Genomic DNA, 13,096 nt, shown 5'->3' on the forward strand with positions numbered 1-13,096 from the left:
AAAGCCGTTCGGGCCAGCCTATGCGAGGGGTCGTGGATCAGGCAACCGCTCCGTTGGGTCACCCGTAGCGTTGCACGAACCGGCGCAGAATCTCGCCCGGTTGGGTGACATCGGCGGCATGGCACATATCAATCAGGATTTGCGCATCTTCGGGCGGGAAATAGCCGTGATCCTTGTAGATATGGATGCGTTCTTCGAAATCATGCGCATCGGCCTCGGGGTGGAACTGGGTGGCATAGACGTTCTGCCCCCAGCGGATCATCTGGAACGGGCAGGGGTCTGAGGTGACCAGATGCACGCAGCCATCGGGCAGGGATTGCACTGCTTCTTTATGGCCGACAAAGGCCTCGAATTCCGGTTGCAGGCCAGCGGTCAGCGGGTCCTGCGCGCCATCCGCGGTCAGGCGGCAATCTGAGGGGCCGACCGGTTCGCCATATTGCCGTTTGCTGACGTCGCCACCCAGATGCGCGGTCAGAATGCCCAAGCCATAACAGCAGCCCATGAAGGGATGATCCTGCGCGGTGATCTGCGGCATCAGCCCCATGATCGCACCTTCGATCTTCGCATCCAGCGCAGATTTGCTGGCCGGATCGTCACTGACGCAGCCCGGTCCGCCGCCGACGATGACACCGGCGTAATCGGTGACCTCCAGCCCCTCGGGCAGGTCCTCGCAATCAAGCCGGATGCGGTGGGTCTGGTCAGGCGTCAGGCCGGTCTTGTCCAGAATCGAAGCATACTCGGCATCCGAGGCATCGGTTTCCGGGCGCAGTTGCAGGATCAGAAAGCGTTTCATGCGCTGCCTTTACCCATCAAAGCGGCCAGAACACAAGGATCGAGGGGATCGAAACGGCGATGATTAGAACCTCAAGCGGCAGGCCCATGCGCCAGTAGTCGCCGAAATGATAGCCTCCGGGGCCCAGAACCAGCGTGTTGTTCTTGTGCCCGATGGGCGTCAGGAACGCCGCCGAGGCCGCCACGGCCACCGTCATCAGAAACGGGTCGGGCGAGACCTCAAGCGTGCGGGCCATCTGGATTCCCACGGGGGCGGCGACGATGGCGGTTGCGGTGTTGTTCAGCACATCCGACAGGGTCATGGTGACCACCATCAGCACGGTCAGGATGGCCCATGCGGGCAGGCCGTTTGTCAGTTGGATCAGCGCGTTGGCAATAAGTTCTGTGCCGCCTGAGGTCTCCAAAGCGCTGCCTAGCGGGATCATCGATCCAAGCAAAACCACCACAGGCCATTCAATATGATTGTAAATATCGGCGATGGGCATGATCTTGGTCAGCACATAGGCCACCACCACCAGACCCAAAGCGATGGGCAGATAGATCAGCCCGATACTGGCGGCCAGCACGGCAGCCGCGAACAGGCCAATCGCCAGCCATGCCTTGTCATTGGCCGTCACGTTCAGGCCCCGTTCGGCCAGCGGCAAACAGCCCAGCCACTCGGTCACATCGGCGCTTCGGTCGCGTGGGCAGAGCAGCAGCAGGATGTCCCCGGCCTCAACCTCGGTCTTGCGGACCTGTTTGGTGATGCGCTGCCCTTGACGCGAGATGCCCATCAGCACTGTGCTTTGCCGCCACGCCAACCCCAGCGCCTGCGCGGTGCGCCCGGTGATGCGGGCGCTTTCGGGGGCGACAACCTCGATCACCTCCAGCCCGTCGCCCTCGGCGGTCAGAACCTCCTGCCGCCTCGTGTCTGAGAAATTGAGGTTCAACGCGGCCCGGAATTCATCCAGCGCCTCGGGCCGCGCCTCAAGCACCAGCGCGTCGCCTTCGTGCAACGTGGCGTGGGTCGAGCGGCCATAGCGGCGCTTGCCATCCCTTATCAGTCCGATGATCGCGACGTCGGATTTCTCGGCAGCCTCATAGAGTTCACTAACCCGCTTGCCGATATGAGGCGACTCGGGCGGGATGGTCAGCTCGGCAATGTATTCGGCGAGCACCTCGGATGTTTCCTGCTGCACGCCGCGATTGGGGATCAGACGCCAGCCGATCAGCGCGACGAAGGCCAGACCAGCAATGGCCGCGATCCCGCCCACTGGGGCGAAATCGAACATATGAAACGGTTCGCCCAGCGTTTCGGCCCGGATTGAGGCGATGATGATGTTCGGCGGTGTCCCGATCAGCGTCGCCATCCCCCCAAGGATCGTCGCAAAGCTGAGCGGCATCAGCGACAGCCCGACCGGGCGGGCCGCCTTGCGCGCGGTCTGGATATCGACCGGCATCAACAGAGCCAGCGCCGCGACGTTGTTCATGAAGGCCGAAAGAACCGCCCCGATCCCGCCCATCAGCGCGATGTGGGCGCCGAGGCCCCGCGAGGCATCGACCAGCGTTCGTGTGATCATGAACACCGCGCCCGAGCGCACCAGACCGGCCGAAACCACCAGCACCAAGGCGACAATGATCGTGGCGGGGTGTCCAAACCCGGCAAAGGCACTATCCACGGGCACCACGCCCAGCGTCACCGCGATCATCAGTGCGGTGAAGGCCACAAGGTCGTACCGGAAGCGCCCCCAAAGCAGCATTCCGAACACAGCGATGAAAAGGGAAAAAAGAATGATCTGATCTGTCGTCATACCGCCACCATAGCCTCAGGCGCGGGTCGGGCAAGCCGGTCTCTTGATCCCATCCCCTGCAAACGTCTATATGAGCGCCGAACACGCAAACATGATGACGAGGACGCACCATGGCAGGCCACTCCAAATGGGCCAATATCCAGCACCGCAAGGGACGTCAGGACGCCGCGCGGTCCAAACTGTTTTCCAAACTGTCGAAAGAGATCACCGTGGCCGCCAAGATGGGCGACCCGGATCCCGACAAGAACCCGCGCCTGCGTCTGGCAGTGAAAGAGGCCAAGTCGAACTCGGTCCCCAAGGACGTGATCGACCGCGCGATCAAGAAATCGGTTGCGGGCGAAGGCGACGAATACGAAGAAATCCGGTATGAGGGCTATGGCCCCAACGGCGTCGCCGTGATCGTCGAGACGATGACCGACAACCGCAACCGGACGGCCTCGACCGTACGGTCTACCTTTTCCAAGAATGGCGGCAATCTGGGTGAGACCGGTTCGGTCGGGTTCATGTTCGACCGCAAGGGGGAGGTTGTCTATCAGGCGGATGCAGGGGACGCGGACACGATTTTCGAAGCCGCGATCGAGGCCGGGGCCGAGGATGTCGAAAGCTCGGAAGACGGTCACATCATATGGTGCGCCGACACCGATCTGAACGATGTGTCCAACGCGCTGGAAGTTGCGCTGGGCGAATCCGAATCCACAAAGCTGGTGTGGAAACCCACCACCACGACCGAGTTGGGTCTGGAAGACATGCAAAAGCTCATGAAGCTGGTGGACGCGCTGGAAGATGACGATGACGTTCAGCGCGTGACTACCAATTTCGAGGCGACCGACGAGGTAATGGCCCAGCTATAGTTGGGCACGAAAAGAAGCATGAAACCCGGCCCAGAGCCGGGTTTTGCGTTTTCAGAGGCCTTGGCCCACGCTGTTCGCCCTTATACAGTCGCTGCAAACACTTAGGTAGCGCGAAGGGCGCGACACAGGTCAAGCGCAGATGGCATCAAAAACCACGGACCCCGGACGGCGCAATGTGCCGGTTCTGGCAGGGCAAAGCATCCTGTCGCAGGTCGCGTGGACGCTGGGCAGCCCCTCGGTCGTGCTGCCGTTTCTGGCGGTGTCGCTGGAGTTGCCGATGTTTCTCGCCGGGGCGCTGGTGTCGATCCGCATGGTCGGCAGCATGATCTCGGACGTGTTCTTTGCGCGCCCCATCGCGGCGCAGGCCCGCAAGAAACGGGGTGTCGCCCTGACTGAAATCGGGATCGGTGGCTGCCTGCTGATGGCCCTGCTGATCGCTGCCACCGGAAGTGTGCCGCTGACGGCGATTGCTTTCGTCATGGCGTTTTTCCTGATTGGGCTGATCGAAGAGAGCCAGGCGCTGATGTTGTCTGACCTGTTCGGGGATCACTTGAAATCGAAATCCCGGATGGTCATCCGTTACTTGCAGCTTGGCGCAGGTGGCCTTGGTGCGATCGGGCTGGCGCTGTTGCTGCACGAGATCACCAAAGAGAACCCACCGTTTTCACGCCATTCGGCAGTGATCGTCGCGTCGGTGCTGTTCTTCCTGTTTTCCGCGTTGTGTATTCTGGGGATGGCGGAAACCGCGCCTGAGAAGCAGGCCGACGGGGCGACTAAACCGCACCGCTCATCGTTGCGCGACGTTGTCTCAGGCATTGTCAGGATGTTCGAACAGGATTGGTTCCGGCGTTATATGGTGATGCGTCTGCCGTTGGTCGTCGTCACACTGTCGGTGCCGTTTTTCGCATTGATCGCGGCCGAGGCGCATCACGCGTCGGCCAAGGGGCTGACCGCCATGATCATCTCGTCGGCATCGGGTTATCTGGTTTCGGCCCCGTTGTGGCAGCTTGTGAACATGAAATCTCATCGCGCGGTGATGGTCACAGGCACCCTGATGGTGGCGGCGACGGGGATCGTGCTGCTGGGCTTTCACTACCTGCATCTCGATCATGCGATCCATCTGCACGCGATTTCGTTATTCATCGTATCGGTTGCGGCAACCGGGATCGGCAGCGCGCGCAAGCTGTATTTCCTGGACGTTGCTCCAAAAGACCAGCGCGTGCAGGGCGCGGCGGCAATCAAGGCGATCTGTCGGCTGGCCGGGGTGCTGCTCTCTGCGGCGATGGCGGCGGTGGCTCATATGCACGAGGTTGCCTCGGCCATTGCGTTCATCGTGCTGGTCAGCCTGTGGGCGGCGTTTGCATGCTATCGCATTGTACAGCCGCCAAAACCCGAGGTATCGCGCGCCTAACGTGGCGGGATCAGCGCCCGGGCCGCTGCGCGCTGGACCGCACGTGTCAGCGGCATCAGGGCAGGGGCCAGAACCCGCCCGACCTGCCATGTCAATGATATGTCCAGCGGAGTGTTCGGGATCAGTTCAACCAGTGCCCCTTCGGATATCGCGTCACGTACCAGCCCTTCGGGGTTCATTCCCCAGCCCAAGCCGGCGATTGCGGCCTCGACGAAGCCTTGCGACGAGGGCAAAAAATGCGACGGGGGTGAGATGCGCCCGCTGGTATGTGCGGCCAGATAGGTCTTTTGCAGATTGTCCTTGCGGCTGAACACCAGACAGGGCGCGCGCGACAGCGTTTGGTCATGAATGCCATCGGCGAACCACTTGCGCATGAACGCTGGACTTGCAGTTGGCAGATAACGCAGCGCTCCAAGCGCTACCGCATCGCAACCGGGGACTGACTGGCCGCCCACTGTGATCGCAGCGCTGACCTCTCCGCGACGCAGCCAGTCGGCCGAGTGATCCTGATCGTCAATCACCAGATCGAACAGCATATCGTCAGTTTGCGCCATGGCGTCGATGAACCAGGTGGCCAGAACATCGGCAGGCAGCGCAATGCGCACGCGGGCAGGGCCCTCGGTGCGATCCAGCGTGATTTCGCGCGCTAACTGCGCCTCAAGGATTCCGATATCCTCGGCATGGCGGGCAATGCGCAATCCGGTCGGCGTGGCGGTGCAGGGCGTTCCGCGGTTGATCAACGCCGCCCCGACCCGATCCTCAAGCGCCTTAATCCGCTGTGAAATCGCCGATGGAGTGACCGAAAGCGCTGCCGCCGCGGCGTCAAAGCTGCCATGGCGCAAGATGGCAGACAGCGCAGACAGGTGATGCGGGTCCAGTAGCATTAGCTGTACTTAATTCAGGTTACTATCTTTAATTTGATAGGTCCGCGAGCAAGCTGTAGTCAATAGCGCAACCAATAGGAGGTCGCATGTTCCCGTCCCTGATCGCCGGTTTTGCCCTGAGCTTTAGCCTGATCCTTGCGATCGGCGCGCAGAATGCCTTTGTCCTGCGGCAAGGGCTGCGGCGCGAGCATGTCTTTGTGCTGTGCCTGACCTGTGCGGTCTCGGATGCGATACTGATTGCCGCCGGGGTGGCGGGGTTCGGTACTCTTGCCAAGGCTGTACCGTGGTTTGAACCGGTGATGCGTTACGGTGGCGCCGCGTTTCTGATCTGGTACGCGCTGCGCAGTTTTCAGTCAGCGTTGCAGGGCGGGGCCGCGATGCAGCCGGGTCAGGGTCAGCGCACCAGTCTGCGCACCGCTTTGCTGACGCTGATGGCGTTCACTTGGCTGAATCCGCATGTCTATCTGGATACGGTCGTGCTGATTGGGTCAATCTCGGCACAATATGATGACCGTCTGGGATTTGCCGTGGGTGCCATGGCGTCGAGCTTTGTGTTCTTTTTCTCGCTGGGGTATGGCGCAAGGATTCTGTCACCTGTATTTGCGCGCCCACGCGCGTGGCAGCTGCTGGATGCGTTGATCGGCGTTGTCATGTTGCTGATCGCACTGAAACTTGTTGTCATGTGAAGGGTTGTTCCCGGCTGAATTCCGGTGTTCAACCGTTTTTATGAACGCACACCCCGAAACCTATCGCCCTCTGACCGGCATGTTCTGGATGCTGGCGGCAGGTCTGTCTTTTGTGGGCATGAATGCGCTGGTGAAGATTCTTGGCACCAGCATGAACCCGATACAGGCTGCATTTTTGCGATATGTTCTGGGGCTGGTTTTCCTGCTTCCGGCGCTGCGCGCAATTTTCGAAACCCGCCTGACTCGCCGCAATCTGACCCTGTTCGGCCTGCGTGGCATCGTTCACGCCGTTGCCGTCATGCTGTGGTTTTTCGCAATGACCCGCATCCCTTTGGCCGAGGTCACCGCGATGAATTACCTGACGCCGGTTTACGTGACCTTAGGCGCTGCTCTGTTTCTGGGTGAGAAGCTGGCTTTCCGCCGGATTGCGGCCATCGGTGTTGCATTGGTCGGAGTCATCATCATCCTGCGCCCCGGTTTCCGAGAGGTCTTGCCCGGCCATCTGGCGATGCTGGGCACGACGCTTGCACTGGGCGGTTCCTATCTGCTGGCCAAGGTGCTTGTCCGCGATATCCGACCTTCGGTGGTGGTGGCGCATCTGTCGATCTGGGTGACGCTTGCGCTGATACCCTTCGCCATCGCCGTGTGGCAGCCGCCCAGCCTGCGCGATATGGGGATTTTGTTTGTCGTCGCCAGTTTTGCGACCGCCGGGCACTACTTCATGACGCTGGCCCTGCAGGCGGCTCCGGTGGCGGTGACGCAGCCGATGACCTTCCTGCAACTGATCTGGGCTACGCTGCTGGGTACGCTGGTGTTTCACGAACGTATCGACATCTGGGTGATCGCCGGAGGTACCCTGATCCTGGGCGCACTCAGTTTCATCACCTGGCGCGAAGCGCGGATCATGCGCAGGCCTCCGACGCCGGTGCAAGGGTCCGAAAACCCACCCGCAGCGCGTTGAAAAAGGTTATTGATTGACGGGTCAATAAAAACGCCTTAGCTTTTCTGCATCAACAGATGTGGCAGAGGGGCTCAGATGCCGAAACTCGGAATGGAACCGATCCGGCGCGAGGCGATCGTCCAAGCGACGATTGCCGAGCTTGGTGTGCAGAAATCCCTCGACGTTACGGTCAGCCAGATTGCAAAACGCGCGGGAATGTCCAGCGCGCTGGCCCATCACTATTTCGGCGGCAAAGAGCAGATTTTTCTGGCCGCCATGCGCCGCATCCTGTCTGATTTCGGATCTGAAGCACGCGCCCAGCTTGAGATTGCGCCTGCAAATGCGCGTGCACAGGCCATCATCCGGGCCTGCTTTGCGCCCTCGTGTTTTACGCCCGACGTAATCGCGGCATGGATGACCTTTTACGTGCTTGCGCAGACCAACGACGATGCGCTGCGCCTTTGGCAGATCTATCAGGCGCGTATCCGGTCCAATCTGATCCACGCCCTGCGCCCGCTGATGCAGAACCCGGTCGAGGCAGCCGAGGATATGATCGCATTGATCGACGGGCTTTACATCCACTCCGCTCTCAACGCCCCGCAAGAGCCACAACTTGCGGTGAACCACGCCCTGCGTGTTCTTGAGACCTTCCTCGAGGCTGAAAAATGAAAAAGCCGAACATCCTGATCCTGATGGTGGATCAGCTCAACGGAACCCTCTTTCCTGACGGTCCCGCCGACTGGCTTCATGCTCCAAACCTGAAGAAACTGGCGGAACGCTCGACCCGGTTCGCCAACGCCTACACCGCGTCGCCCTTATGTGCGCCGGGCAGGGCCAGCTTCATGTCCGGTCAATTGCCGTCACGCACCGGGGTCTACGACAATGCCGCAGAGTTTCGCAGTGACATCCCGACTTATGCGCATCACTTACGGCGTGCAGGATACTATACGTGCCTGTCCGGCAAGATGCATTTCGTCGGCCCCGATCAATTGCACGGGTTTGAAGCCCGCCTGACCACCGACATCTACCCCGCTGATTTCGGCTGGACACCCGATTACCGCAAGCCCGGTGAGCGGATCGACTGGTGGTACCACAATATGGGCTCGGTCACCGGCGCAGGCATTGCGGAAATCTCGAACCAGATGGAGTACGACGACGAGGTCGCTTACAACGCCAAGGCCAAGCTTTACGATTTGGCGCGCGGCAAGGATGCGCGCCCATGGTGTGTGACGGTCAGTTTCACCCATCCTCATGATCCATATGTCGCGCGGCGCAAATACTGGGATCTCTACGAGGATTGCGCGCACCTTCTGCCCGAGGTTTCTGATATCGGCTACGACAATCAGGATCCCCATTCCAAACGTATTTTCGACGCCAATGACTGGCGTAGCTTCGACATTACCGAAGAAGACATCCGCAAATCCCGCCGGGCGTATTTTGCGAACATCTCGTATCTGGATGACAAGATCGGAGAGATCCTTGAAGTACTCGACAGCACACGGCAGGAGGCCATCATCCTCTTTGTCTCGGACCACGGCGATATGCTGGGCGAGCGCGGCTTGTGGTTCAAGATGAACTTTTATGAAGGCTCGGCCCGTGTGCCACTGATGATTTCGGCACCCGACCTGCCTGCGGGCCGGATTGACACCCCGGTATCGACGATTGACGTGACACCGACGCTGGGATCGCTTGCAGGCGTGGATATGGCCGAGATTGCGCCTTGGACTGATGGCGAAGATCTCGTCCCTTTGGCGCAGGGCACCGCGCGCACCGCCCCGGTGGCCATGGAATATGCCGCCGAGGCCTCCTACGCACCGCTGGTATCGTTGCGGTATGGCAAGTGGAAATACAACCGCTGTGCGCTGGACCCTGATCAGCTGTTCGACCTCGAGAGTGACCCGCATGAACTCAGCAATCTTGCAACGCACCCCGAGCACGCGGGCACTTTGCAGACCTTGCGTGCGAAATCCGAGGCCCGCTGGGATCTGTACCGCTTTGATGCCGAGGTCCGTGCCAGTCAGGCCCGCCGATGGGTGGTTTATGAAGCACTTCGGCAGGGTGGCTATTATCCGTGGGACTATCAGCCACTTCAGAAAGCCTCGGAACGCTACATGCGCAACCACATGGACCTGAACGTTGTGGAAGAAAACCAGCGCTACCCGCGCGGCGAGTAACCTCTTCATCTTTTTGAAAATACTCCCGCCGGAGGCAAAAAGATTTTTCGACGAAAAATCTTGGCCCGCGCGGGACCGGAGACACGAATATGGAAGCAGATTTTGTCATCGTCGGCGCCGGATCCGCCGGATGCGCGTTGGCCTACCGGCTGAGCGAAGGCGGAGCTTCGGTGCTGGTGATCGAACACGGCGGCACCGATGCAGGGCCGTTCATCCAGATGCCGGCGGCGCTCAGCTATCCGATGAACATGTCTCGCTATGACTGGGGCTACAGATCCGAGCCCGAACCGCACCTCAACAACCGCCGCCTTGCCTGCCCAAGGGGAAAGGTGATCGGCGGATCATCCTCGATCAACGGGATGGTCTATGTGCGTGGTCACGCGCGCGATTTTGACACCTGGGCCGAGATGGGCGCGGATGGATGGTCTTACGCGGACGTGCTGCCCTATTACAAACGGATGGAGACCTGGCATGATGGCGGCCACGGGGGCGATGTCACATGGCGCGGGACCGACGGACCGTTGCATGTCTCTCGCGGTCCGCGAGAGAACCCTCTGTTCAAGGCTTTTGTCGATGCCGGTCAACAAGCCGGCTATGAGGTCACAGGCGACTATAACGGTGAAAAGCAAGAGGGCTTTGGCCCGATGGAGCAGACCGTCTGGAAAGGGCGGCGCTGGTCTGCGGCCAATGCTTATCTGAAGCCCGCGCTCAAGCGGGACAATTGCGAGATTGTGCGCGGGCTGGCCGCGCGGGTTGTGACCCAAGACGGACGCGCGACCGGTGTCGAACTGATCCGCGGCGGTAAGCGCGAGCTCATCCGGGCACGGCGCGAAGTGGTGCTTGCGGCTTCGTCAATCAACTCACCCAAGCTGCTGATGTTGTCGGGCATCGGCCCGGCAGCGCATCTGGCCGAGCATGGGGTCGAGGTGGTCGCGGATCGGCCCGGTGTTGGGGCGAACCTTCAGGACCATCTGGAGCTTTATATTCAGCAGGCTTCGTTGCAGCCTATCACCCTCTACAAACACTGGAACCTGCTCAGCAAGGGGATGATCGGGGCGCAGTGGTTGTTTACCAAAACAGGGCTTGGGGCCTCGAACCAGTTTGAAAGTGCGGCCTTTATCCGGTCGAAGCCGGGTGTGGAATATCCCGACATTCAGTATCACTTCCTACCCATGGCGGTACGCTATGATGGGCAGGCGGCGGCTGAGGGGCACGGGTTTCAGGCGCATGTGGGACCGATGCGATCCCCGTCACGCGGCGCGGTGACCTTGCGCTCGGCGCGGGCCGAGGACGCACCTGTGATCCGGTTCAACTACATGAGCCATGAAACGGACTGGGAGGATTTCCGAACCTGCATCCGCCTGACCCGCGAGATTTTCGGACAAGAGGCGTTCAAGCCATTTGCGGGCAAGGAAATACAGCCAGGCGCTGCCGCGCAAAGCGATGACGCGTTGAATGCGTTCATCGCAGAACATGCCGAGAGCGCGTACCATCCTTGCGGCACCTGCCGTATGGGGCGGGCGGACGACAAACAGGCCGTAGTGGACCCGCAGGGCCGCGTGATCGGAGTCGACGGGCTGCGCGTGGCCGACAGTTCGATCTTTCCTCAGATTACCAATGGCAATCTTAACGCACCTTCGATCATGGTGGGTGAGAAAATCTCTGATCACCTTCTTGGCAGGGATGCATTGCCAAAGGCCAACGATCGGCCTTGGATTCATCCGGAATGGGCCGTTGCACAACGATAATTCCCGACCTTCTTTGCCCCGGATTTGATCCGGGTCAAAGTAACACCTGCGCGGCATCTTTAGTCTTGGGACGTAACGCAGATATAGGAGCGCATCGAATGTCCCACACCCCGCATGAACTGGCCGAGGAATTCCCTGACAAGGTCGAATTGATGAGCCAGCTCAAGCAATCGGACGCGCATTTCGCGCGCCTTGCGGATGAATATCATGAGGTCAATCGCATCGTTCATCGGGCCGAAACCAACGTCGAGCCCATGGAGGAATTGGCCGAGGTTGAGCTGCGCAAGAAACGTGCGGCACTCAAGGATGCGATTTGGGCGATTTTGTCGAAAGGGTAAGAGCAGGGCGGGGGCTCTGCCCCCGTCGCTATCGGCAGTTTCTCCGAGGTATTTTAGAACAGAAGAAGGTCAGGTGACCTCGTAAGGCAAAGTCCCGCGGGTATGGGCGTCGATGGTCAAGCGGCGTTCCAATGGCGGGACCGAGCGTTGATGGCAGGTCTGGCGCTCGCAGATGCGGCACGAGATGCCGATGGGTTCGAACGCGCTGGCGTTGGTGATGTCGAGGTTGTCGGCGTAGACCAGCGCTTCGGCATGGCGGATTTCGCAACCCAGAGCGATAGCGTAACGGCGCACCGGCGCGCCGAACGAGCCACCCGATTTAGACACATCGCGGGCCAGTGAGATATAGCGGACGCCATCGGGCGTTTCCGCCAGCTGCTGCAGAAAATGGCCTGGTGTTTCAAAGGCGCGGTGGACGTTCCACAGCGGGCAAGCCCCGCCGAAACGGGCGAATTGCAGCCGCGTGGCCGAGTGGCGTTTGGTTATGGTTCCCGCCTGATCGACGCGGACGAAGAAGAACGGGATACCCTTGGCTCCGGGCCGTTGCAGGGTCGACAGGCGGTGGGCGATCTGTTCGATGGAGGCCCCAAACCGGTTGCTGAGAAGTTCCAGATCATGGCGGTACTCTTGCGCGGCAGACAGGAACGCCGCGTAGGGCATCAGCGAGGCTCCTGCGAAGTAGTTGGCCAGCCCGATCTTGGCAATCGCACGCGCCTCTTCGCTTTGGAAACGGGCGAAGTCGAGCGTGGCCTCAAGCAGCTTGTCCTGGCTGATCAGCGCCACCTGTAGCAAGAGTTGAAATACTTGGGTCTGCGGGGTTGCGCGTGAAGACAGGCGCAGAGTCTTATCCGCCGCGTTGTAGCTGCGCAGGGTTTCGGTATCTCCAAAGGTTACGTGAATACCGCGTTCCGACAGGCTGTTCAGGGCCGCCTGGCGGATGCTTCCGGCATCATCTGCGCGGGCTGCGAACCGTTCGGCGGCACGGTCGACGGCGTCGATGTAATTGTCGCAATAATGGAAGAAGTCACGGACCTCTTCCCATGGGCTGGCCTGAATGCGGGCGTCCTCGCGCCCCAAAGCTTCGTCGAGCGAGGCGAGCCGTTCGTGGGTCTGACGATAGCTGCGGTGCAACTCGATGAAGGCCCGGGCCAATGCTGGCGCGTTCGAGGCGGTAAGCCGCAGGTCAGCCAGGGGCGGCATCATGTCGGCAAACACTGGATCGGCCAGCGCCTCGCGCATGTCGGAAACGAGCCGTTCGCTGTCACCGGTGCTGAGCTCGGTAACATCCATGCCGAATTCCTGCGCCAGCGCCAGAACAACCGTGGTCGAGATCGGACGGTTGTTATTCTCCATCTGGTTGAGGTACGGCAGAGAAACGCCCAGTTTTGTGGCGAATTCCTTTTGGGTCAGGGTCAGGCGCGTGCGCATTTCGCGCAGCTTGGCGCCGGCATAGAGTTTCTGGGTGGCCATGATGGTTCTTTG

12 protein-coding genes are annotated in these 13,096 nt (G+C 60.4%); 8 read left to right on the top strand and 4 right to left on the bottom strand.

Annotated features, from left to right (window positions below; all coding sequences use genetic code 11):
• Positions 1-58: 58 nt before the first annotated feature.
• Positions 59-793: a glutamine amidotransferase gene (locus ACR3EN_RS10245; protein WP_480822833.1), complete on the bottom strand. Its 735-nt coding sequence runs from the start codon at positions 791-793 to the stop codon at positions 59-61.
• Positions 794-809: 16 nt separating this feature from the next.
• Positions 810-2,582: an SLC13 family permease gene (locus tag ACR3EN_RS10250; RefSeq protein WP_480822831.1), complete on the bottom strand. Its 1,773-nt coding sequence runs from the start codon at positions 2,580-2,582 to the stop codon at positions 810-812.
• Between the two features lie 110 nt (positions 2,583-2,692).
• Here ACR3EN_RS10250 and ACR3EN_RS10255 point away from each other — a divergent pair, with 110 nt between their 5' ends.
• Positions 2,693-3,433, top strand: coding sequence for a YebC/PmpR family DNA-binding transcriptional regulator (locus ACR3EN_RS10255; RefSeq protein ID WP_480822829.1), 741 nt, complete (start codon positions 2,693-2,695; stop codon positions 3,431-3,433).
• Positions 3,434-3,572: 139 nt separating this feature from the next.
• Positions 3,573-4,844 carry a permease gene (locus ACR3EN_RS10260; protein ID WP_480822827.1) on the top strand — a complete coding sequence of 424 codons (1,272 nt, stop codon included), beginning with the start codon at positions 3,573-3,575 and terminating at the stop codon, positions 4,842-4,844.
• Here ACR3EN_RS10260 and ACR3EN_RS10265 read toward each other — a convergent pair.
• On the bottom strand, positions 4,841-5,728 hold the full coding sequence (locus ACR3EN_RS10265) for a LysR family transcriptional regulator ArgP (protein WP_480822825.1): 888 nt from the start codon (positions 5,726-5,728) through the stop codon (positions 4,841-4,843). The genes ACR3EN_RS10260 and ACR3EN_RS10265 overlap by 4 nt on opposite strands.
• 86 nt (positions 5,729-5,814) lie before the next feature.
• On the opposite strand from ACR3EN_RS10265, the gene ACR3EN_RS10270 reads away from it, so the two are divergent.
• From ACR3EN_RS10270 to ACR3EN_RS10295, 6 genes are all read left to right on the top strand, one after another.
• Positions 5,815-6,414: a LysE/ArgO family amino acid transporter gene (locus ACR3EN_RS10270; RefSeq protein WP_480822823.1), complete on the top strand. Its 600-nt coding sequence runs from the start codon at positions 5,815-5,817 to the stop codon at positions 6,412-6,414.
• Between the two features lie 40 nt (positions 6,415-6,454).
• A complete protein-coding gene (locus ACR3EN_RS10275; protein ID WP_480822821.1) occupies positions 6,455-7,375 on the top strand; it encodes a DMT family transporter in 921 nt (306 codons plus the stop codon).
• A gap of 75 nt (positions 7,376-7,450) precedes the next feature.
• Positions 7,451-8,023: a choline-binding transcriptional repressor BetI gene (betI, locus tag ACR3EN_RS10280; protein WP_480822819.1), complete on the top strand. Its 573-nt coding sequence runs from the start codon at positions 7,451-7,453 to the stop codon at positions 8,021-8,023.
• Complete coding sequence (betC, locus tag ACR3EN_RS10285) at positions 8,020-9,528, top strand: choline-sulfatase (RefSeq protein WP_480822817.1); 1,509 nt, start codon at positions 8,020-8,022, stop codon at positions 9,526-9,528. Before betI ends, betC begins: the two co-directional genes overlap by 4 nt.
• Before the next feature lie 89 nt (positions 9,529-9,617).
• Positions 9,618-11,276: a choline dehydrogenase gene (betA, locus tag ACR3EN_RS10290; RefSeq protein ID WP_480822815.1), complete on the top strand. Its 1,659-nt coding sequence runs from the start codon at positions 9,618-9,620 to the stop codon at positions 11,274-11,276.
• A gap of 98 nt (positions 11,277-11,374) precedes the next feature.
• The gene (locus tag ACR3EN_RS10295; protein ID WP_480822813.1) at positions 11,375-11,614 is read left to right on the top strand and encodes an HP1242/YdcH family protein; all 240 of its coding nucleotides are present in this window, start codon (positions 11,375-11,377) and stop codon (positions 11,612-11,614) included.
• A gap of 69 nt (positions 11,615-11,683) precedes the next feature.
• Here the strand turns inward: ACR3EN_RS10295 and ACR3EN_RS10300 are convergent, their stop codons facing one another.
• On the bottom strand, positions 11,684-13,084 hold the full coding sequence (locus ACR3EN_RS10300; RefSeq protein ID WP_480822811.1) for a helix-turn-helix domain-containing protein: 1,401 nt from the start codon (positions 13,082-13,084) through the stop codon (positions 11,684-11,686).
• Positions 13,085-13,096 lie beyond the last annotated feature (12 nt).

The sequence above is a fragment of the Ruegeria sp. G7 genome, from assembly GCF_056535465.1.

Excerpts from the sequence above, each read along its gene's own strand:
- ACR3EN_RS10295 (WP_480822813.1), top strand. The coding sequence starts at position 11,375 with ATGTCCCACACCCCGCATGAACTGGCCGAGGAATTCCCTGACAAGGTC.
- ACR3EN_RS10260 (WP_480822827.1), top strand. The coding sequence starts at position 3,573 with ATGGCATCAAAAACCACGGACCCCGGACGGCGCAATGTGCCGGTTCTG.
- ACR3EN_RS10275 (WP_480822821.1), top strand. The coding sequence starts at position 6,455 with ATGAACGCACACCCCGAAACCTATCGCCCTCTGACCGGCATGTTCTGG.
- ACR3EN_RS10255 (WP_480822829.1), top strand. The coding sequence starts at position 2,693 with ATGGCAGGCCACTCCAAATGGGCCAATATCCAGCACCGCAAGGGACGT.
- ACR3EN_RS10265 (WP_480822825.1), bottom strand. The coding sequence starts at position 5,728 with ATGCTACTGGACCCGCATCACCTGTCTGCGCTGTCTGCCATCTTGCGC.
- ACR3EN_RS10300 (WP_480822811.1), bottom strand. The coding sequence starts at position 13,084 with ATGGCCACCCAGAAACTCTATGCCGGCGCCAAGCTGCGCGAAATGCGC.
- betC (WP_480822817.1), top strand. The coding sequence starts at position 8,020 with ATGAAAAAGCCGAACATCCTGATCCTGATGGTGGATCAGCTCAACGGA.
- ACR3EN_RS10250 (WP_480822831.1), bottom strand. The coding sequence starts at position 2,582 with ATGACGACAGATCAGATCATTCTTTTTTCCCTTTTCATCGCTGTGTTC.
- betI (WP_480822819.1), top strand. The coding sequence starts at position 7,451 with ATGCCGAAACTCGGAATGGAACCGATCCGGCGCGAGGCGATCGTCCAA.
- betA (WP_480822815.1), top strand. The coding sequence starts at position 9,618 with ATGGAAGCAGATTTTGTCATCGTCGGCGCCGGATCCGCCGGATGCGCG.
- ACR3EN_RS10245 (WP_480822833.1), bottom strand. The coding sequence starts at position 793 with ATGAAACGCTTTCTGATCCTGCAACTGCGCCCGGAAACCGATGCCTCG.
- ACR3EN_RS10270 (WP_480822823.1), top strand. The coding sequence starts at position 5,815 with ATGTTCCCGTCCCTGATCGCCGGTTTTGCCCTGAGCTTTAGCCTGATC.